Consider the following 20,919-nt stretch of genomic DNA (forward strand, 5'->3'; position numbering starts at 1 on the left):
CAACATTTATTTATACTATACCTTTGCCCTTTAATCCGGCTTTTTTCACTGGGAAACCCTGGCGATTATCTCCACAGGCGGGAGCACCTTCCTCACCCGCAACTCGCTTTCGGCAGGGGAGAATTGTCCCGGCTCGGCAAAGCTGTTCCTTCCCGGACGCAGCCCGTGCAGATCCAGCGTGAGCTTCAACCCGGTCATTCGTGCCTTGAGGAGCAGTATCCGCGGGCCGGCGACAACCACTTCGATGCGGGCCGGAGGGGGTATTTCCAGCTTCAATCCCAAGGGTACCCCTTCGTATTCCAGCGGAGCAACCATCCTCTGCTCTCCGGTCGTCTCGGCTACGACAAAGAAGAAAATCAGCAGCGCCAGAAGCAGGGACAGCCCCACGAGCAGATATTTTTTTTCCGGCTGGTCCATGGTCATGACAGCCACCTGGGCTCGATGAGCTTGCGCAAGACCTTACGCAGTGTGGCGGGATCAAGGTCGTTCGTTTTGCGTCCCCCCACCACCAGGGATATGGAGCCGGTTTCTTCCGAGACGACGAGGACAACTGCATCCACCAGCTCGGTCAGACCGATGGCAGCCCGGTGTCTGGTTCCCAGGTTTTTGCTGACCTCGGGATTCTGGGTCAGGGGGAGGAAACAGCCGGCCCTGGTCAGCTTTCCCTTCTGGATAATGACGGCGCCGTCATGGATGGGAGAATAGGGCAGAAAAATGGAGGAGATAAGCTCGCTGGTGACCTTGGCGTCGATGTCGGTGCCGACGGCAATAAAATTATCCACGGACATGGAGCGCTCGATGACGATCAGTGCCCCGATCTGCCTGCCAGCAAGGGATTCAGCGGCAACGGCCAGCTCCTCGATAATGGAGTCCACCTCTTCGATTTCGCGTTCTTTCCCTTGACGCCCCCGGTTCACGGCAGCGAAGGCAAGCCGGATGTCGGTCTGAAAAATGACGACCAGTGCCACAAAGGACGAGGCGATGATCGCCTTCAACAGCAGGTACACCGTCTGCAGGCCGACAAGGCGTGCCGCCATTGCAGAGATGAGAAGCAGTGAAAGGCTGGCGAGGATACGCACGGCAAGGGCGCCATTGATGAGCCGGCTGAGCCTGTAAATGACGAAGGCTGCAACCGCAATATCAACTGCCGGCAGTATCCGGCTTATGTTGTGCGGAGACACCGTCATTAATCACCTGTGGTCAGATTGCAGATGCGGAACCTGCCCCGGTTGATAGTTGTTATTTATTTTCGCTTCGGGTGCAGAGCTCCGGCCATATCGGCAACATCCCGCATTGCCTGGACATCGTGCACCCGGACAAGGGCTGCGCCGTTATAAATGGCGATGGCGACTACGGCGGCCGTGCCAAAGATCCGTTCAGACGGCTCCTTGCCGGTTACCTTGCCGATGAAATTCTTGCGGGAAGCGGCCAGAAGAATGGGACGACCCAGCGCTGAAAACTCCCCCAGGCGGCGGATGAGCTCCAGGTTCCCCTCCATGTCCTTGCCGAAGCCGATGCCGGGGTCGATGACGACCCGCTCTGCCGGTATGCCCGCCTGTTGGGCCAGTTCCAATGAGGAGCGCAGGCTGGCCGAAACTTCGGCAACTATGTCCCCATAGATAGTGTTGCACTGCATTTCCCGGGGGGTTCCCCGGGTGTGCATGACGATGAGACCGGCACCGGCTGAAGCGACAACTTCCGCCATGCGGTTGTCGAAGGTGAGACCGCTGATGTCGTTGATGATTTCGGCACCCGCTGCCAGTGCAGCCTTGGCAACGGATGCCTTGTAAGTATCGATGGAGATGGGGACCTGCAGACGGCCCGCCAGGGACCGGACCACCGGGATGACCCGGTTCAGCTCTTCCTCCTCGCTGACCGGCGGTGCATTGGGGCGGGTGCTTTCGCCGCCGATATCGATAATGTCCGCCCCCTGGGCTTCCATTTCCAGAGCCCTGGCAACGGCTTTTTCATGGTTGAAGAAGGTATTGCCGTCGGAAAAAGAATCGGGGGTGACGTTGAGGATGCCCATGACACAGGGGCGTCCGGAAAAGTCGATGGTGCGCCTGCCGATAGACCAGGAAAGAGGAAATCCAGCCATTATGCGGGTGCCACCTCGGGTGCTGCCGGTACCGGTGAATTTCCACCGACGTGAATGATCTTGTCCACCTCTTCGCCGCTCAGATTTTCCTTTTCGATCAGTTCCAGGGAGAGCTTGTGCAAGGTGTCGATGTTGTCGGAAAGCAGCTTGCGCACCCGGCCGTAGTTGTCCTCGATGATGCGCCTGATCTCCACGTCGATCTCAACCGCCGTGGCTTCACTGTAGTTCTTGTGGGTGGACATCTCCCGCCCGAGGAAGATCTGTTCATCCTTCTTGCCGAAACTAACCGGTCCGAGCTTTTCACTCATGCCCCACTCGCAGATCATCTTCCGGGCGATTTCCGTTGCCCGCTCGATGTCGTTGCCTGCGCCGGTGGTCATGGAGCTGAAAATGAGTTCCTCTGCCACCCGCCCCCCGAGCAGGACGGCGATGCGGTCCAGCAGCGATTCGCGGGAATAACTGTGCTTGTCCTCGATGGGGAGCTGCATGGTGACGCCGAGCGCCCGACCGCGGGGAATGATGGAGACTTTGTGCACCGGGTCGGTGCCGGGGATGAGCTTCGCCACCAGGGTGTGTCCCGCTTCATGATAGGCGGTGTTTTTCTTCTCCTCGTCGGAAATGACCATGCTGCGGCGCTCGACCCCCATCAGCACCTTGTCCTTGGCATCGTCGAAGTCCTGCATATCGACAACGCTCTTGTCCTTGCGGGCGGCGAGAAGCGCTGCCTCGTTGACCACGTTGGAAAGGTCCGCCCCGGAGAAGCCGGGAGTGCCCCGGGCAATGACCGCCAGATCGATATTGGGTCCCAGAGGGGTTTTCTTTGTGTGAACCCTGAGAATCGCCTCGCGCCCCTTCACGTCGGGGCGGGGCACCACCACCTGGCGGTCGAAGCGGCCGGGGCGGAGCAGGGCCGGGTCGAGAACGTCGGGGCGGTTGGTAGCGGCAATGAGAATGACCCCCTCGTTGGATTCGAAACCGTCCATCTCCACCAGGAGCTGGTTCAGGGTCTGTTCGCGCTCGTCGTGTCCCCCGCCGAGACCGGCGCCGCGATGGCGGCCGACCGCATCGATTTCATCGATGAAGATGATGCAGGGTGCGCTCTTTTTCCCCTGAACGAAGAGGTCGCGAACCCGGCTGGCGCCGACGCCAACGAACATTTCCACGAAGTCGGAACCGGAGATGGAGAAAAACGGTACTCCCGCCTCCCCGGCTATGGCACGTGCAAGCAGGGTTTTTCCCGTACCCGGAGGTCCCATGAGCAGGACCCCTTTGGGAATTCGTCCCCCAAGCTTGGTGAATTTTTTCGGTTCTTTAAGAAAGGAGATGATCTCTTCCAGCTCTTCCTTGGCCTCCTCGATACCGGCCACATCTTCGAAAGTGACTCTCCCTTGGGCTTCGGTCAGGAGCTTGGCGCGGCTCTTGCCGAAGGCCATAGCCTTGCCGCCCCCCCCCTGCATCTGGCGCATGAAGAAGATCCAGACCCCGACAAGGAAGATTATTGGGAACCAGGAAATGAAGATGGAGAACCAGGAAAATTTCTCCTCCTCCGGTCGCGCATTGACCGGAATCTTTTTCGCCAGCAGAAGGTCGGTCAGCTTGGCGTCGGCCGGTTTGTAGCTGCGGAACTCCTTGCCGTCGGCGAACTTGCCGATGATCTCATTCCCCTGGATGGTGACGCTGGCAACCCGCTTATCCACATTCTTTATCTTGCCGGTTTCCACCGATTCGATGAAATCGCTGTAATCCAATTTTTCCTGGGTCGGCTTCGGCTTGTTGATCAGATTGAACAACAGGATCATCATCAGGCTTATGACGAGCCAAAGGGCCAGGTTTTTGTAAAACTGATTCAAGGTTACCCCCGTGATAGGTTGAAAAGCTTATTTTGCCGCATATAAGGTTGAAAAGTTACCATAAAGGAGGGTGGTTGACAAGTGCTTAAGCTTGGGAGGCAACAATCTCCACCTTCAGAACCGATGTGGTGGCGCCGGTTATCCTGCCCGATTCGGAGGGCATGATACCCCCTACCCAGAACAGGGTGTCTCCGGAGAAAAAGAGCGGTATGCGGTGCCGGGATGGGACGGGGACCTTTCGGTCTATGAACAGGTCCTTGACCTTCTTCGTTCCCCCAAGGCCCAAGGGAGTAAAGACATCCCCTGCCCTGAAGTTGCGGATCCGCCAGGGGAAAGGCACGGCATCCATATCAACATAGACGATATGTGCCGGCACATCTTTCCATGAGCTGGGAGAATGGGTAAAGGCCACCGAAAGGACGCCGCCAGGGATGGCGTATGATCCCGGTCCCTCCACCTGCAAGACAAAAGGGTCGGGCCGGCCCTCTTTCCGGCTTGTAAAGATGAGTCTGTCATAGCAGCGCATCACAACGATACTGCGGCTGAGGGTAATCCTGCCGTTCGGCTTGCGCGATAGGAGCAGGGAATCAACATGGTTGAGATGGGCGGCGGTAACCGTCGAGAGATCCCCCTTGAGCAGTTGCAGCGCCTGCCGGTACATGCGGATGCGTATTCCCCGGGCCTCAAGGCGCGCTCCGGCGACAGAGACCGATATTTCATCGGTTCCCATGGAAGCATGATCTGTAAATGCGGTAGCGGTAACAGCTTCCACTATTTTTTCATCTTCGGCGAGGGCGGAGGCGGTTGCAGCCAGGCGATCCGTTATGGCTGGGTTGTAGGTTTTGAGGAAAGGGATCAACTCGTTGCGAATGCGGTTGCGAAGGAATTCGAGGTCGGTGTTGCTGCTGTCGGTCCGGTAATTCAGGCCCTTTTTCTCCAGGTAGGACTCGATTTCGTTGCGGGTCACGGAAAGTAGCGGACGGATGATCAAGCCGGCGGTGGTCGCAGACATGGCGCATAAGCCGCTCCCCCCTGCCCCCCGAATGAGCCGCATCAGCACCGTTTCCGCCTGGTCGTCGGCATGGTGGGCAACTGCCACCGAGCCGGCCTTGCAATCTGCCGCAAGCTCCCTGAAGAAACTGTATCTGGCCAAACGACCAGCCTCTTCCAGGGACAGTTTCTCCTGCCTGCTCAGGGCACCCACATCCACAGCCTTTGCCACGAAGGGGATTCCGTAGCTGTCGGCAAGGTCCCGGACAAATGCCTCGTCGGCATCGGATTCGGCACCGCGCAGGCAGTGATTGAGGTGGGCGACAACCAGACGGAGCCTCAGCGATTTGAGACCTGCCAGGATATCCAGCAGTGCCACGGAATCGGCCCCGCCGGAAACGGCAACGACAATGGCGTCGCCAGGGCTGATCAAGCGGTGTGTCCATATATAGCTGTTGACCTTCCTCAACATAACTGAGGCCTCGAATAACGATCGCACATGCTTCTGATACAAAAAAACCCCTCAGATGAGGGGTTATATGGTGGCGGTGCAGGGACTTGAACCCCGGACACTACGGATATGAGCCGTATGCTCTAACCAGCTGAGCTACACCGCCGAAAACAGGACTATGTGAAAAAACTGTGCGAAATAACCAAGGGATGGTTACAAGAGACCTCACTATATAAAACATGAGCGTGCCCTTGTCAAGAAAAAATCAGGCATCATTAAACAGAGAAAATTTCCGGCGTTTTCACCGAAAGACCTGGTTTTTTCACCGAAACAAAAGATAACAACAGGGCTTTTCTTGCAGCAAAATATATGTTATTAATATTCCCGTGCTTTTCCACAACGACCGAAGGGAGATCTATCCATGTCAAATAACAAAAGCAACGAAAGCACTGCAATCATGGCTTTTTTAGCAGGCGCCGTCATTGCAGCCGGCATCACGCTCCTGCTCACCCCGAAAACAGGGAAAGAAGTGCGTGAGAAACTCGGCGAAGCCAAGGATGAGGCCCTGGACAAGCTTAAATGCTGCGCCAAAGAGGCAAAGTTCAGAATGAGCCCCAAAACCAAAGGGGAAGCACTTCAATATGACGGTGGCGACGGCTGGATTTAGAGCCTAGTTAAGCAACAACGGGAAGGTTTCGAGGCGTGAGCGGAAACCTTCTCCGTTAAAACACATGGTCCTATCCTTTTAACACCTCGGCGCGCCCCACCTTCCTCCTTTACCTGTCAAATCTGCTTTTCCAAGGCCTTAGCGCCCTATGAACGACGCCATCCTGCCAATACCAGCCACCTAAAATAATTATCACTGAAAAATTCCATATCACCAAGAAACCACAATATCTCCCAAATTATTATCACTGGGAAATTTAAATATTTCTCAGAAATCAAATAATGGCAGGTTTATTGCTCCTGTCTTTCATTAACGAACCTCCCAGAGAAGGCAGATGCGATGTATAATGCCATCCACAACAGGATTTTCGAATATTTGGAGAAACGGTCGAAATTTTCACTTCTCGCTCTGGGCTATATCCTTGTGGCAATGCTTGCCTATGTGGACTACTTAACCGGCGACTTTTCGATCATCCTCTTTTATCTGATTCCCATTTTCCTGGTAGGCTGGTTCGTCAATAAGCCCTCAGCCATTCTCATCTGCCTGTGCGCCTCAATTTCCAGCCTTTTCAACAAGATCCTCACCCACCACACCACTGTCTTCCACCATTCATGGGATTTCACCATCGAAACCACCTATATGATTCTCCTGGGGATGATGTTTGCGACCCTGCGGGAAAAACACGACCAGGAAAAACGGCTGGCGCGGATCGACCCGCTGACCCGGGTGCTGAACCGCCGTTATCTATATGAAATTGCAGAACAGGAGATATACAGATCAAGACGCTACAATCGTTGTTTCAGCATAGCGTATCTGGACCTGGACAACTTCAAGGGCATCAACGACACCAGGGGGCACCACGTGGGTGACGACCTGCTCTGTTCCGTGGCCGCCACCATAACGGAAAACCTGCGTTGTGCCGATACGGTGGCCCGCATCGGTGGAGACGAATTCGTCGTTGTCCTGCCGGAGACCGGAGCGGAAGAGGCCCGATTGGTAATGGCTAAACTGCAGGGAAAACTTATGGAGCGGATGGAGGCAAAGAAATGGCCTGTCAGCTTCAGTGTGGGTATGGTAACCTATTACAGCGCGCCGCTATCAGTGGATGAAATGCTGAAGCGCGCCGACGGGCTCATGTACGAAGTTAAGTCGCAGGGTAAAAACGGCTTTAGGCATGAGATTCTGGAGACCGGCATGATCAGGGAGCTTTCCACCCCTCCGAGGCCGGTTCGCTGGATCAGCTCGGGGAAGACGCTCCTCTCGGGCGGTTTCACCATATCGCCCTTGAGCGATCTCCGGAAAAAACGGGGCGCGGCGCAAAAGGACCGGACGATCCGATAATTATCACCGGCAGACTTTCAATCCTTCCTCAAGGGTTGGATAGAGCAGCGTGATCCCCAGCTTCCGCAGCATCTTGCTGTTGTCCATGCGCCGGGTTTCGGCAATATAGGAGAGCATCAGCGGGCTCATCACCTGGTGTGCCTCCTCCAGGGAAACCTGACGGGGGCGCGGATAGCCGAGCAGGTCGGCGGCAGCATTGAAATACTGGGTCATGGTCCCCACCTGTCCGTCACTGACATTGAAAATGTCCCCATCCTCCCCATTGTCCGCAGCGGCAACACAGACCTGTGCAAGATCGGCGGCGTGGATGCGATTGGTGGGAGGTGAAAGGTGCTCAAGGAGAACCGGCTGACCTGAAGCCAACTGGGTGACCGGCAGCCGTCCCGGCCCGTAAATACCAGTCACACGCAGAATTATCACCGCGACCCCCTGGTCCTTCCCCCACCCCTGAAGCACCGTTTCCGCATCCAGGCGCCGCTTTCCCCGGGCGGTCTGGGGATTGGGTGGTGTTTCCTCGGTAACGAGGGCATCGCCGCAATCACCGTAGACGCCGCTTGTGCTCATGTAGATGATGCGGCGAGGTGAATTTCCGGCCTTTATGGATGCGCAAAAGTTCCGCATTCTTGAATCCATATTTCCCCCGCCAGGCGGGGGAGCCAGGTAGTAAACCAGGGCGTCCTGTAACTGCAGCTCGGCCAAAGAGGCCGGATCATCCAGATCCCCTGATACGACACCGATCCCCAATGCCTGCAGCTGGCCCGCTTTCCCCTCCGTTCGTGAAAGGGCCGTGACTGCAGCCCCTTTCTCCTTGAAAAGAGCGGCAATACGCCTGCCGATATCTCCACATCCGATTATGACCACATTGTTCACCGCTGGTCCTCCCTGCGCTACGAAATCCATATCTGTCTCTTAACAGAATCCTCCCCCGGTTTCCACAAAAATCCCTCAGACCTGAAGACGCCTAATTTTTTGCTATACTGGAATGATTAGGAGAGAATAATGAAATATATAATCATTTTCCTTTTAAGTTGTATGGTTTCACTGATGAGGTCACCTGTCCATGCCCTGGTGGATGGAGCGCCCCCCATTGAAGAAAAAAAAGAAGTCGAGCTCCTGGGCGCCGACGAATGGATGCAACGGGGGCTGGAATTGAACGGGCAGGGCCAGTATGACGCGGCGGCGGAGGCATTCCTCAAGGTCTTGTCGATCAATCACGAAAACGCCGTCGCCTGGTTCAGCCTGGGAACGGCCAAGGCCTTCAGCGGCAGGTACGAAGAGGCGGCCGGTTTCCTCAATCAGGCAGTCACCTTCGATCCGGATATGATGGTGGCCTACAGCAACCTTGGAGCGGTCTACGGCAGACTGGGGCGGTTTGAAGAAGCCCTGGAAGCCTACACCCAGGCCCTGCGCCTGAAACCCGACGATACCGATGCCCGCTACAACCGGGGCATTGTCTATGCCGGTCTGGGAGACCGGGAATCGGCCCTGAAGGATTACGAACTGCTGCTGGCAACGGATAAGGAACTGGCACTGGAGCTGCTCCAATTCATCGGTCCATGACGGATGCCTCAGCTTCCCCCAACCCCGTAGGGATCCTCCGTATCCCCTTTTCCCGCTTCTCCTTTCAGGGGAGAGCGGTCCTTGACGGCAAAAACCATGATCCCCGCCTTTCCTTCAAGAGGACAGACATTCTCACAGATACCACAGCCGTTGCACAGTTCCTCCACCACGTACGGCCGCTGCACGGTGATTCTTCTCCCCTGCAAATCCAACTCCTGAACTCTTTCCGATCTGATCGCCTTCTGCGGGATCGGGCAGTGCTCTTCGCAGACGATGCAGTTCGTCCTGCGGGCAAAGGGAAGACAATGGTTCTTGTCGAAAACGGCCTTGCCGATGACTGCCCTTTTTTTATCGGCAGCGGAGAGATTGGGTATGGCGGCGGTCGGGCAGACCTGGCCGCAGAGGGTACAATTATATTCACAGTAACCAAGCCGGGGAATGACCACCGGGGTAAAGAGCCCTGCACCTCCTGTCTCCATAACGGCAGGATAGAGGGCGCTTTTCAGGCAGACCTTCATGCACTCGCCGCAGCGGACGCACTTCTTCAAGAACTCGGCCTCGTCCCTGACCCCCGGTGGCCGCAGCATCCCGGCCGCTGCCTCTGGCCGGCGAAAGCGAAAAAAGCCGGAAAGAAAGAATCCGGATGCAAGCCCTCCCAGGAGGACCCGCCGTTCGGGGAGGTAGGGCTGAACAGACCGTTCACCAAACCGGAACCTGAATTTGACCCTGGCGAAACGGCAGGAGCGCAGGCAATCCATGCAAAGTATGCACTCGTCCCGCTGAAGAATTTCCCGATCGAAAGAGGTAGGGCAGACGGTGCGGCAGGCCTTGCAGTCGGGGCAAAGATCGGCGGGCATGCGGCCGAGCGGCGATAAACGTGCAAGGATTCCCAGAAGTGTGCCCAGGGGGCAGAGGTTCCTGCACCAGTTACGCCGCTCGTAGCGCTCCAGAAAGACGATGCCCAGGAACATCAGGGCAGAGAGGAAAGCCAGGGGATAGAAGGTTTCCCGGAACGGCAGCAGCTGGTCGCGCAGGACGCCATAGGCCGGCTCCAGGTAATCGCGTCGGTCCCCCATCAAATGGTAAAGCTCTGTCCAGCCCCGACGAACGGTATCGCCCATGAGGGGGTAGAGAAAAAAGGTCAGTGTCCTAAGGAGAATGGCGATGGGATCGAGCACGCCGGCCAGGTTGATATTGAACAGGGCCAGCGAGAGGAGGGGAAGGAGCAGCCAGTACTTGAGCTTCCCCTTGAGAACTGCGAGCGGCGCACGTTTTCTGATCTTGCCGGTGACCAGATCGAGGATGGTACCCAGGGGGCAGATCCAGCCGCAGAAAAAACGGCCCAGAAGCAGCGTAAAGACGACGACCAAAAGCGCCGGCAGAAGCAGCCAGGTAAAAGAACGGACCGCCGCCAGGTAGGTGGCCAGCACCAGTGGGTCGGTGCGGAAAAAGCTGTTGACCGCCGCAGAGATGGTGTCGTTGCCACGGTACTCGGTCTGCACGAACAGGGCGAAAAAAAGAGCCAAAAACAGCAACTGGCTCAGCCGGGCAGGGGTTGTCTTTTTCATGCTTTTACTATCTTCACCTTTTTCAGATCCATTTCGCCCAGGCCCCGCTTGGCGGCGGCGACCGTAACGGAGATATCCTTCGGTTTCAGGCCGAAAAGCGTTGTTGCATAGGCATCGGCGGCAACGATATCGGTGGAGGCGATCACCTTGTTGAGCACTCTGACGTCACCGAGCGCCCCCCCTTGGGGACCGTGGGCGACAAGGACCCGTGTGGCATCCACCACCACCAGGTGACTTTTCACCACGCTGTTCACATCGGCCAGCGCCCCATCGATGTTTTTATGGATGCTCCCCCGGTTCCCCCCCATGACCCCCATGACGTTCTTCAGCCCCAGGGTCAGCCTGGTCAGCCCGTGATGCTTGGCGACCGGGACGTTGATGAAGACGTCTGCCTTGAGCACCTCGTCGTACAGCTCCCATTCACTCAGCACACCTCCCCTGATAGGCACCTTGCGGTAACGGTCGCTGTCCATGTACTTGACCTCGACCTTCTTCATCCCCTTCAATGCCGCCGGAATGCCGCAGCTGGCATAGCAGCGCCGCTCGTCATTGCAGGTGCGGTCGAAAACCTTGACCTTTTTAGCTCCCGCACGCAAAGCCTCCTCCACCACCGCCCGCACCACCAGCGGGTTGGTGTTGGCTCCCTGCTCGGGGGTCCTGTCCCATCCCATGTTGGGCTTGACCACCACCACATCCCCTTTTTTGACGAAACGACCCATGCCCCCCAAGGCGGCAATGGCGTTTCTCGCAAGCTGGGCATGGTCTTTCCCCTCGGCAACGGCCACCACCGGACCGCCGGCAGCGAAAAGATCCGTGAGCAGCCAGTGATGAAAAACCGCCGACAGTCCCAAAAGCCTGATAAACGCCCTTCTTTCCATCGTTCAGCCCCTCCGGAGCAGATTGAATTCCGAATTTCAACTATACCGTTCACCCCTCCGGTGTCAACACCGGTTACAGCCCATGACAGTAGGGGAAGATGTGTTATAGTTCTTCATCAGGAAAGGAGAAGAACATGCGATTTTCACCCCTGATCACCGACCTCTACGAGCTGACCATGCTGGCCGGCTATCTTGAAGAAGAGATGCACGAGACACCGGCAGTATTCGACCTTTTCTACCGTCAGAACCCGTTCCGAGGAGGCTACGCCGTTTTCGCCGGGCTGGACATGGCCCTAGACTATCTGGAAAATCTCGCCTTTAGCGGAAAAGAAATCGCCTATCTGCAAGGGCTCAACCTCTTCCGCCCCCGCTTCCTGGAATTCCTCCGGGATTTCCGTTTCCGTGGACGGATCACCGCGCCCGAAGAAGGAACGGTGGTTTTCGGCAACGAGCCGCTCCTGACCGTCGAGGGAAGCCTGGCCGAGGCACAGTTCGTGGAGACGGCCCTGCTCAACATCGTCAACTTCCAAACCCTGATCGCCACCAAGGCGGCCCGCGTCACCCATGCGGCAGGCGATGCCCAGGTGATAGAATTCGGCCTGCGCCGCGCCCAGGGGCCAGATGGGGGCTCAAGCGTCGCCAGGGCAGCCTTTATCGGCGGCGTCCGCAGCACCAGCAATGTCATGGCCGGCATGCTGTACGGCATCCCCGTCAAGGGAACCCACGCCCACAGCTGGATCATGGCCTTTCCCGACGAGCTGACCGCTTTTCGCGCCTATGCCCAGGTCTTCCCCGACAGCAGCATTCTGCTGGTGGATACCTACGATACCCTCAAAAGCGGCATGGTCAACGCCATCACCGTTGCCGGAGAACTGCGGGCCAAGGGGCACGAACTGGTCGGGGTGCGCATCGATTCAGGGGACCTGGCCTACCTGAGCAGGCAGGCCAGGCACATGCTTGATGAAGCGGGGTTTCCCGAAGCGAGGATCGTCGCTTCCAACGAAGTGGATGAACATGTCATCGAATCGATCCTCTCAGAAGGGGGCGAGGTGGATATCTATGGGGTCGGCACCAAGCTGGCCGTCGGCATGGGAGACGGCGGGGGAGCTCTGGGTGGAGTCTACAAGCTGGTCAGAATCGGCACCGAACCGAAACTCAAGGTGACCAGCGACATCGCCAAAGCCACCCTCCCCGACCGGAAAAAACTGCTCCGGGCCATGATGGACGACGGCGGCTGCGTCATGGATATCATCGCCCTGGCGGATGAAGATATCCGGCAGGGGCAGAAGGTCTACAACCCCCTCAACCCGCTGCAGTTCACCCACATTCCGTCTGAGGTGCACTTGGCCGACCTGCGCACAGTGGTCATGGAAAACGGCAGACGGACCGGCAGCCGCCAAACCCTCGACCAGCTCGCAGACCGGTGCCGGCAGCAGCTCGCCTGCCTCCCCCAAGGCTGCCTGCGCTTCGTCAATCCCCATACCTACAAGGTCTCCATCAGTAGCGGTCTGCAGGACCTGCGGCTGAGGCTCATGGAAGAGCTGCAGCAGGCATAGCACCTTGGTTGATCTGCACTACCCCTGCGGCCCGCTCCCCGGAACCATCGCCACATCCGGCTTGACCTCTTGATCCTGTTTTGCCTCCAGCATTGTCGCACTGAGAGCCGCCATACCCGTCCCCTGTCCAACCGTGGCACATTTCAGGTAATCGATCTTGGCGTTGGCCGTCTTCGGCAGGGCATCCACCAACCGCACCTCGGCCGGCAGCTTATACCGGGGAAGCAATTTTACGCAGCGATTCAGGATCTCCTTCTCTGTGCAGCCCCGTTCCAGGGGGGCTGCCACCGCCAAGAGCCGCTGTCCCAAGAGCAGGTCGGGCACCCCCACAACCGCCACCTCCGCCAAAAGCCCCGTCCCCATCAGCACTTCTTCTATCTCTCTGGGATTGATGCGGTGTCCTCCGATCTTCAACAGGTTGTCCTTCCTACCGACGACAAAATAGTATCCCTCACGGTCCCGGTAACCGAGATCCCCCGTATGGTAACCGCTCCCATCGAGGACGTTCGCCGTATGAGCAGTATCCTTCCAGTATCCCTGCATGATGTTCGGCCCCGCCGCCACCAGCTCCCCGGTCTCCCCCACCGGCACGTCCCTCCCCTCTTCGTCCAGAACCCGCAGGGTGACGCCGGCTATGGGCCTGCCGATTGAGTCGATCCTCCCTCGCAGTGATTCGTGTTCCAGCACGGTCAGGCGTGCCGAGGCCTCGGTGGCACCATACATGACATATAGCTTGGTGTGGGGTGGCAGAACCTGCAACAGCTCCTCTTTCAGCTGCCGCGACATATGCCCTCCCGCCTGTGAACAATAGCGTAGCGCCCCCAGCCGGTCGCGATACTGCAAGAGGGGGGAGCGCTGCAGCAGATATGCATAGCTGGAGGGGACCCCGGAGAATCCCGTCACCTGCTCCTTCACCATCTGCTCGATCAGCTGCCCCGTAAAGGCAAAGCGGTTGTTGAGCACTACGGTGCCGCCGGCGGAAAAATGGGTGTTGACCAGGGACTTTCCCATGACGTAATGGAAGGGGAGCACGCTCATCTGGATATCCGCTTCGGTGATCTTCAGGGCCTGGATGATGGCATGGGTGTTGGAGACACAGTTGCGGTGGGAAAGCATAACCCCTTTAGGTGAGCCGGTAGAGCCCGAAGTGTAGACGATGCCGGCAAGGTCCGACGGGTCGACGCCAACGTCCGGGTTCTCGGCGATCTCATTGCCGATGATGTCATCCCAGGGAGTGACGGCAAAGGAAACATTGCCGAAAGACCTGACCGGCTCCTTTATGACGAGGGTTTGAAGGCTGCACTCTTCCAGTTCGGCCGTCAGGTCAAAGAAGATCTTCTCATGCTTGGCTGCAGTCATCACCGCCCGGGGCTCAAGTTCTCTGAACAGCACCTTCAGACGGTCCGGGTGCAGATCTGTGCTCAAGGGCACCGCTACTGCACCCGCTTTCAATGTGCCGTAATAGCCGACCAGGTACTGGAAGCCATTCTCAACAAAGATGATAACCCTCTCGCCGGGGGTAATGCCGCATCCCAGAAGATGCCGTGCGAACTGGTTCGCCTGGTTGTTGATCTGGAAATAGTTGACCCGCATCTCGTCATGGACGAAGGCTGTCTTGACAGGCCTGACAATTGCGTTAGTCTCAAGAAAATGATGAACGAGCGTCTGCGACTGGTACATGGCCCCTCCCGGAAGAGATCGGATTGGTTGCATATCCACAATTTAATTTACAATTTTTAACACAAACAATAATAGCAGGAGTTTGCCGGAAGCAAAGACAAGCTTTCATTTTTTTACACAAAGGGGGAAAGGAGCCCGACTATGGTTGATCATGGAGCAAAATCGGCGCTGCTGATCGTGGATGTGCAGAATGATTTTTGCCCCGGGGGGATGCTGGCCGTAGCCGAAGGGGATCGGGTCGTTCCGGTCCTGAATATCTATGGGGAGCTTTTCTCCAGTGAAGGGCTGCCGGTCTTCGCCTCACGGGACTGGCACCCGACGGAAACCACCCACTTCAAGGCTTACGGCGGCATCTGGCCGGTGCACTGCGTCAGGGGAAGCAAAGGAGCTGAGTTTCACCCCCTGCTCAAGTTGCCCCGGGAGGCCATCGTTATCTCCAAGGGGATGGATCCCGCCCGGGACGATTATTCGGCCTTCGATGGTGTCGATGACACCGGTCTGCCGCTACCCGAGCTGCTGCGACGGCTGGGGGTGGGGAGGATATTCATGGGGGGACTGGCGACGGACTACTGCGTCAAGGAGACGGCCTTGGCGGCCCTGCGGCAGGGGTTTGCGGTGACCGTTCTGGAAGATGCCGTGCGGGGTGTGGATCTCCAGCCGGGCGACAGCGAACGTGCCATGGCAGAGATGCAAGCCGCCGGGGCAGAAACAGCCAACCTCTCAACCGTTGACCCCAGCGGCTATCGTACCTGAAGGATTGAAGCCTATTAGCAGTCGGTTCATTCCATCCAACAATCTCTCCAGCTGATCTCCCGCCGGCCAGCCTTTCCATCACGGCGACTTCGTTGACATTTTCCCGTAAAAGCGCTAGAGTATCGCAGTTTTACCTCACCCGCCCCCATAAAGGAATCGCCATGATCAAGACCAATAACCTGAAAATCAAGAGCATTACCCCCATCATCGCCCCCACGGATCTGCGGCAGGTCTTTCCCCTCTCCGTCGAGGCCAGCGAATTCGTCAGTACCAGCCGGGATAGCATTAAGAACATCCTCCACGGCAAGGACTCACGACTGATGGTGGTGGTCGGTCCCTGTTCCATTCACGATCCCAAGGGTGCCCTTGAATATGCGGCAAAGCTGGCCAGGCTTTCCAAGGAAGTCTCCGATCAGTTGCTCCTCATCATGCGGGTCTATTTCGAGAAACCGCGGACGACGGTCGGCTGGAAGGGACTGATCAACGACCCGGACATGAACGGCAGCCACCTCATCTCCAAGGGGCTCGGCACCGCCCGGCGGCTCCTCACCGAAATCACCGCCATGAAGATCCCGGTGGCAACGGAAATGCTCGATCCCATCACCCCCGAATACCTGGCGGACCACCTTTCCTGGGGAGCAATCGGCGCCCGTACCACTGAATCCCAGACCCACCGGGAGCTCGCCAGCGGCCTTTCCTTTCCCATCGGCTTCAAGAACGGCACCGACGGCAATCTACAGATCGCCATCGACGCCATGATCGCAGCCAGGCACGACCACAGTTTTCTGGGTATCAACCGGGAGGGGCTCACCTCCATCGTCCAGACCACCGGTAATCCCGACGTGCACATGGTGCTGCGGGGGGGAAGGAAGCCCAATTATTCCCCGGAAGATATCCGCGCCACAGAGGAAAAGCTCAAGGCAGCAGGCCTCAATCCCACTATCATGATCGACTGCAGCCACGGCAACTCGGAGAAAAACCACGAGAAGCAGCCCCTGGTGCTGGAAAGCGTTATCCAGCAGATAGCTGCGGGCAACACTTCCATTTCAGGTGTCATGATCGAGAGTTACCTGGAAGGGGGAAACCAGCCCATGCCCAAGGATCTTAATCAGCTCAAGTACGGCGTCTCCATCACCGACAAATGCATCGACTGGCAGACCACCGAAACGATCCTGCGCAAGGCCCACGCCGACCTCAAGGCCTGCGGCGGGAGGGAAAAAGCTTAAATCCGGTGATTGGTGAAGAGTGAAAAAAAGCCCCGCGGGAATTCCCGGCGGGGCTTTTTTTCACTCTTCACTCTTCACTCTTCTTAAGCGCAGCACCCTCGATTGCACTTGACGGTGCGCATGTGGATGGCACGGATGTAAGTGGCATCGATGGCAGTCTTCATCTCCTCTACCACCTCGGGGGGTACTGCCGAGTCCAGGGAGAGGATGACCATCGCCTCCCCCTTCTTCTCCTGCCGCCCCAGGTTCATGGAGGCGATGTTGATGCCGTGGGTGCCCATGATGGTGCCAATCTGGCCGATCATGCCTGGACGGTCGGTATAATTGAGAAGCAGCATGTGCTCGTCCGGAGCGAAATCCATGGAGTAGTCACGCAGACGGACAATGCGCGGCGCCCCTTCGAAGAGGGTGCCCGAGATAGTACGCTTTTTCCCCCCCTCCGTCTCCACGATGAGGGTAATGAGGTTGGAAAAGGCCCCGGCCTGGGTCGATTTGGTCTCCTCGACGACGATGCCCATCTGCTCGGCGATCAGTCCGGCATTGACCAAATTCACGTCCTGGTCCACCCGGCGATTGAGGAGCGCGGAAAGACCGCAGACACTCAGGGGAGAGCAGTCGTAATGGGCGATGTTGCCCGAATAGCTGAAGGTGACCTTGGCGATGTTATTGTCCACCAGCTGAATGCCGAAGTCGGCAAGGACGCTCATCAGGTTGAGGAACGGACGCATCTGGTCCATGAGCGCCATGTCGAAACGGGGAATATTGACGGCGTTCTCCAAGGGCTGCTCATCCAGGTAGTTGAGGATCTCCTTGGAAACGTCCACCGCCACGTTGATCTGGGCTTCAAAGGTATTCGCCCCCAGGTGTGGGGTGACCACCAGCCGCTCCTGGGAGATCAATTCTTTGAGAGTTTCGCTCCTGGGCGGCTCTTCGCTCCAGACATCAACGGCGGCGCCGTAGACCTTGCCGCTCTTCAGGGCGTTCAAAAGCGCCCCTTCGGTGATGATGCCCCCACGGGCAGCATTGATTAGTATTACCCCGTGCTTCATCATGGACAGTTCGCGTTCGCCGATCATGTTGCGGGTTTCGTCGTTCAGCGGGGTGTGCACGGTGATGATGTCGCAGTTTTTGTAGATCTCGTCGTGGGAAACAAGCTTCACCCCCAGATCATGGGCGCGTTTGGCGGCAATGTAGGGATCGCAGGCCAGAACCTCGCATTCAAAGGCCTTGAGCCTGGTGGCAACCCTGCCGCCAACCTTGCCCAGGCCGATGACGCCGGCGGTTTTCCCCTTGAGTTCCACACCGGTGAAGGGGGCTCGCTTCCATTCGCCGCTCTTCAGGCTGGTGTTAGCCTTGGTGATGTTGCGGCAAAAGGCTAGCAAGAGCGCCATGGCATGTTCAGCAGCGCTGTTGGTATTGCCGAAGGGCGCATTGACAACGATGACCCCCTTGGAACTGGCATAATCCACATCTACGTTGTCGATGCCGACCCCGGCCCGAGCCACCATTTTCAACTTCTTCCCCGCATCCAGCAGATCCTTGTCTACGGTGGTTCCGCTGCGGGTGATGATAACTTCGTAGTCGCCGATCAGCGCCAACAGCTCCTCTTTTTTCAGGCCAAGACGGACATCCATCTCCACCCTGGGGTCCTTCTTCAACAGTTCCAATCCTTCCTGGGCCACCTCATCAGTTACGATAACCTTCATTGCTTTTTCCTTCCTTTGTTTAAATCAAACCATTCAACATATGCTATTTCCAGGTTTACCGGACTTCCACCTGAAACTTGAAATTTTGAACCGAATCAGCACCTTTGGCCCGCCGAATGAACTGCCGAACCTTTTCCAGGTCTTTGATCCCAGGAGCCACTTCCACTCCGCTTGAAACATCGACCCCATATGGAGCAGCGTATCGCACCGCATCCGCCACGTTTTCAGGGGTCAGCCCCCCAGCCAAGATGATAGGGCCAAATTTCCCGGCGATGATCGCCGTATCCCAGTTGAAAGTGACGCCAGTCCCGCCGAAGGCCGTGGGAGACCAGGCATCCAGCAGATAGCCGGCCACGTTGTATGCGCCCAAGTGATCCAGGCTGGATATGTCCTTGATGCGAAACGCCTTGATGACGCGTCTTGTAACCCCGGCGCAGAATTCCGGCGATTCGTCCCCATGGAGCTGAACCAGGTCCAGTCGGCATTGGTCTGCAACGCTGTTGACGAAATCGATGGATGAATTGACGAAAAGCCCCACCACCTGGACGAAAGGGGGGAGCACCCTAGTTATTTCCATCGCCTGTGCCAGCTGAATATTGCGGGGGGACTTGTCGTAAAAGACCAGGCCGAGGGCATCGGCACCGTTTTCCGCCGCCATCATGGCGTCGGCAACTGTGGTTATACCGCAGATTTTCACCTTTGTCATCGATGTATACCCTTCAGGAAACGAGCTCGCGCAGCTTTGCTCCCACATCCGCCTCGCGCATCAGGGATTCGCCGATGAGAAAGGCACCGGCACCGGACTGCTGCAGGCGCACGATATCGCCCCTGGCATTGACCCCGCTCTCCGCCACGATCAGCCGCTGCGGCGGGACCAGTGGCGCCAGGCGCTCGGTTACGGCCAAGTCGCAGACAAAGGTGCGCAAGTCCCGATTGTTGATGCCGATCAGGGTGCAGTCGGTTTGCAGGGCCGTTTCCAGCTCTCCCCGGTCGTGGACTTCAAGTAAAACATCCAGTGACAACTCCCTTGCCAAGGCAGACAAGTCCCGCAGCTGGTGGAGATCGAGCATGGCGGCAATGAGCAGAACCGCATCGGCTCCCCCGTGGCGGGCCTCGTAGATCTGATAGGGATCGAAAATGAAGTCCTTGCGCAGCAGCGGAAGCCTCACCCGGTCACGGATCAGGGCCAGGTAGCCCAGGTTCCCAAGGAAAAAACGCTCCTCAGTGAGCACCGACAAGCAGGAGGCACCGTGTTCTTCATAAACGGCGGCAATGGCCACTGGATCAAAATCGGCACGTATGAGCCCCTTGGATGGGGAGCCTTTCTTCACCTCGGCGATGATGGCGGTTCGTCCCGATCGGCCCGCCGTGCGCAGTGCCTGCTCGAATCCCCGCGGCCGGTCAGCAAGGTCGTCAAGGCGCGACTGCAGCTCCGCGAGCGGCTTTGCCGCTTTAACAGCAGCAAGTTCCTCACGCTTGTGGGAGACGATTTTTTTCAGTATGTCCGGTGCATCGGCCATGGATATTTGCCCGTCATTTGTTGGTCAATGTTTTCAGCATTTCCAGCTTGGCCAGAGCAGCGCCAGAATCGATGGCCTCAGCGGCCATTTTCACCCCTTCGGCCGGGTCGGCCGCCCTGCCGGCGGCAACCAGCCCAAAGGCGGCGTTGATCAGGACCACATCCCGCTTGGGCCCTTTCTGACCTTCGAGAATGCCCCGCACGGTTACCGCATTGACAGCGGCATCCCCACCTCGCAGATCATCCATGGTGCAACGGTTGAAACCCAGGTCTTCCGGCTTGAAAAGCCATGTCTTTACTGCTTCGGGAGTGACGTCGGCCATGCGTGTTTCCGTGGTCAGCGTGATCTCGTCCATGCCGTCCATGCCGTGAACGACGAAGCCGCGGCGGCAACCTAGGTTTTTCAGAACATGGCCCAGCTTTTCAACCAGCTCCTCCCGGTATACCCCCAGCACCTGACAGGGAGCCCCGGCGGGATTGGTCAGGGGGCCGAGAATGTTGAAGATGGTGCGGATGCCGATCTCCTTACGTGGGCCGATGGCGAACTTCATGGCACCGTGCAGGGCCGGAGCGTAGAGAAAGCCGATACCCGCCTCGTTAATGCAATGCTCCACCGTTTCCGGTGTTACCTCAAGGCTTATCCCCAGCGCCTCGACCACATCAGCGCTGCCGCAAGCCGAGGAAACGGAACGGTTGCCGTGCTTGGCGACCTTGACGCCGCAGGCGGCAACAACAAAGGAAACGGTGGTGGAAATATTGAAGGTATTGGTCCCGTCGCCACCGGTCCCGACCACGTCCAGAATCGTTTCCAGGTCGATGTTGATGTCGTCCCGATCCAGATCCAGCAGGTTTCTCCCCACATTGATCCGTGTCGCCCGGTCGCGCATCACCTTTGCCGCACCGGCGATCTCCGCCACCGTCTCCCCTTTCATGCGCAGGGCAGTGATAAATGCCGCAATCTGTGCCGGGGTCGCTTCTCCAGACATAATCTGGTCCATGACCTGGATCATCTCGGCCTGGGAAAGGTCCTCCCGCTCCACAACCCTTGCTATCGCCTTTTTAATCATGACGCCCCC

General features: G+C 57.6%; 19 protein-coding genes and 1 tRNA gene. 6 read left to right on the forward strand and 14 right to left on the reverse strand.

Annotated features, from left to right (window positions below; all coding sequences use genetic code 11):
* Positions 1–45: 45 nt before the first annotated feature.
* The 6 genes from ML541_RS06875 to ML541_RS06900 form a co-directional block, all read right to left on the reverse strand.
* Positions 46–423, reverse strand: coding sequence for a hypothetical protein (locus tag ML541_RS06875; protein WP_243371870.1), 378 nt, complete (start codon positions 421–423; stop codon positions 46–48).
* Positions 420–1,187 (reverse strand): diadenylate cyclase CdaA, encoded by a 768-nt coding sequence (gene cdaA / locus ML541_RS06880; protein ID WP_243371872.1) that lies wholly within the window; start codon positions 1,185–1,187, stop codon positions 420–422. The genes ML541_RS06875 and cdaA overlap by 4 nt, the downstream gene beginning before the upstream one ends.
* 56 nt (positions 1,188–1,243) lie before the next feature.
* On the reverse strand, positions 1,244–2,098 hold the full coding sequence (folP, locus tag ML541_RS06885; protein WP_243371874.1) for a dihydropteroate synthase: 855 nt from the start codon (positions 2,096–2,098) through the stop codon (positions 1,244–1,246).
* Positions 2,098–3,948 carry an ATP-dependent zinc metalloprotease FtsH gene (gene ftsH, locus ML541_RS06890; protein ID WP_243371877.1) on the reverse strand — a complete coding sequence of 617 codons (1,851 nt, stop codon included), beginning with the start codon at positions 3,946–3,948 and terminating at the stop codon, positions 2,098–2,100. The genes folP and ftsH overlap by 1 nt, the downstream gene beginning before the upstream one ends.
* Positions 3,949–4,033: 85 nt before the next feature.
* On the reverse strand, positions 4,034–5,410 hold the full coding sequence (gene tilS / locus ML541_RS06895; protein ID WP_243371879.1) for a tRNA lysidine(34) synthetase TilS: 1,377 nt from the start codon (positions 5,408–5,410) through the stop codon (positions 4,034–4,036).
* Between the two features lie 68 nt (positions 5,411–5,478).
* A tRNA-Met gene (locus ML541_RS06900) sits at positions 5,479–5,555 on the reverse strand.
* Positions 5,556–5,810: 255 nt separating this feature from the next.
* Here ML541_RS06900 and ML541_RS06905 point away from each other — a divergent pair.
* Both ML541_RS06905 and ML541_RS06910 read left to right on the forward strand, forming a co-directional pair.
* Positions 5,811–6,056, forward strand: coding sequence for a YtxH domain-containing protein (locus tag ML541_RS06905; protein ID WP_243371880.1), 246 nt, complete (start codon positions 5,811–5,813; stop codon positions 6,054–6,056).
* A 339-nt stretch (positions 6,057–6,395) separates the two neighbouring features.
* A complete protein-coding gene (locus ML541_RS06910; RefSeq protein ID WP_243371881.1) occupies positions 6,396–7,397 on the forward strand; it encodes a GGDEF domain-containing protein in 1,002 nt (333 codons plus the stop codon).
* A gap of 3 nt (positions 7,398–7,400) precedes the next feature.
* Here the strand turns inward: ML541_RS06910 and ML541_RS06915 are convergent, their stop codons facing one another.
* Positions 7,401–8,267 carry an SDR family oxidoreductase gene (locus ML541_RS06915; RefSeq protein ID WP_243371993.1) on the reverse strand — a complete coding sequence of 289 codons (867 nt, stop codon included), beginning with the start codon at positions 8,265–8,267 and terminating at the stop codon, positions 7,401–7,403.
* A 129-nt stretch (positions 8,268–8,396) separates the two neighbouring features.
* Here ML541_RS06915 and ML541_RS06920 point away from each other — a divergent pair, with 129 nt between their 5' ends.
* Positions 8,397–8,957 carry a tetratricopeptide repeat protein gene (locus ML541_RS06920; RefSeq protein ID WP_243371882.1) on the forward strand — a complete coding sequence of 187 codons (561 nt, stop codon included), beginning with the start codon at positions 8,397–8,399 and terminating at the stop codon, positions 8,955–8,957.
* 8 nt (positions 8,958–8,965) lie between these two features.
* Here ML541_RS06920 and ML541_RS06925 read toward each other — a convergent pair whose 3' ends face one another.
* Together ML541_RS06925 and ML541_RS06930 are read right to left on the reverse strand one after the other, a co-directional pair.
* Entirely contained in the window at positions 8,966–10,525 is a 1,560-nt protein-coding gene (locus ML541_RS06925) for a 4Fe-4S binding protein (RefSeq protein WP_243371883.1), read from the reverse strand.
* Positions 10,522–11,403, reverse strand: a complete 882-nt coding sequence (locus ML541_RS06930; RefSeq protein ID WP_243371884.1) for a DUF362 domain-containing protein — start codon at positions 11,401–11,403, stop codon at positions 10,522–10,524. The genes ML541_RS06925 and ML541_RS06930 overlap by 4 nt, the downstream gene beginning before the upstream one ends.
* A 134-nt stretch (positions 11,404–11,537) precedes the next feature.
* On the opposite strand from ML541_RS06930, the gene ML541_RS06935 reads away from it, so the two are divergent.
* Positions 11,538–12,959, forward strand: a complete 1,422-nt coding sequence (locus ML541_RS06935) for a nicotinate phosphoribosyltransferase (protein ID WP_243371885.1) — start codon at positions 11,538–11,540, stop codon at positions 12,957–12,959.
* An 18-nt stretch (positions 12,960–12,977) separates the two neighbouring features.
* On the opposite strand, the gene ML541_RS06940 is transcribed toward ML541_RS06935, so the two are convergent.
* Entirely contained in the window at positions 12,978–14,639 is a 1,662-nt protein-coding gene (locus ML541_RS06940) for a class I adenylate-forming enzyme family protein (protein WP_243371887.1), read from the reverse strand.
* Between the two features lie 141 nt (positions 14,640–14,780).
* Between ML541_RS06940 and pncA the strand changes: the two genes are divergently transcribed.
* The gene (gene pncA / locus ML541_RS06945) at positions 14,781–15,392 is read left to right on the forward strand and encodes a bifunctional nicotinamidase/pyrazinamidase (RefSeq protein WP_243371888.1); all 612 of its coding nucleotides are present in this window, start codon (positions 14,781–14,783) and stop codon (positions 15,390–15,392) included.
* Between the two features lie 161 nt (positions 15,393–15,553).
* Entirely contained in the window at positions 15,554–16,618 is a 1,065-nt protein-coding gene (locus ML541_RS06950) for a 3-deoxy-7-phosphoheptulonate synthase (protein ID WP_243371889.1), read from the forward strand.
* Positions 16,619–16,701: 83 nt separating this feature from the next.
* Here the strand turns inward: ML541_RS06950 and serA are convergent, their stop codons facing one another.
* The 4 genes from serA to trpD are packed head-to-tail and all read right to left on the reverse strand — an operon-like array spanning position 16,702 to position 20,910.
* Positions 16,702–18,324 (reverse strand): phosphoglycerate dehydrogenase, encoded by a 1,623-nt coding sequence (gene serA / locus ML541_RS06955; protein ID WP_243371890.1) that lies wholly within the window; start codon positions 18,322–18,324, stop codon positions 16,702–16,704.
* A 55-nt stretch (positions 18,325–18,379) separates the two neighbouring features.
* The gene (locus tag ML541_RS06960; RefSeq protein WP_243371891.1) at positions 18,380–19,030 is read right to left on the reverse strand and encodes a phosphoribosylanthranilate isomerase; all 651 of its coding nucleotides are present in this window, start codon (positions 19,028–19,030) and stop codon (positions 18,380–18,382) included.
* A gap of 13 nt (positions 19,031–19,043) precedes the next feature.
* Entirely contained in the window at positions 19,044–19,844 is an 801-nt protein-coding gene (gene trpC / locus ML541_RS06965; RefSeq protein ID WP_243371892.1) for an indole-3-glycerol phosphate synthase TrpC, read from the reverse strand.
* Positions 19,845–19,857: 13 nt separating this feature from the next.
* Positions 19,858–20,910, reverse strand: coding sequence for an anthranilate phosphoribosyltransferase (trpD, locus tag ML541_RS06970; RefSeq protein ID WP_243371893.1), 1,053 nt, complete (start codon positions 20,908–20,910; stop codon positions 19,858–19,860).
* Positions 20,911–20,919: the final 9 nt, after the last annotated feature.

It is taken from the genome of Geotalea sp. SG265 (genome assembly GCF_022808985.1).
Taxonomy (GTDB): domain Bacteria; phylum Desulfobacterota; class Desulfuromonadia; order Geobacterales; family Geobacteraceae; genus Geotalea.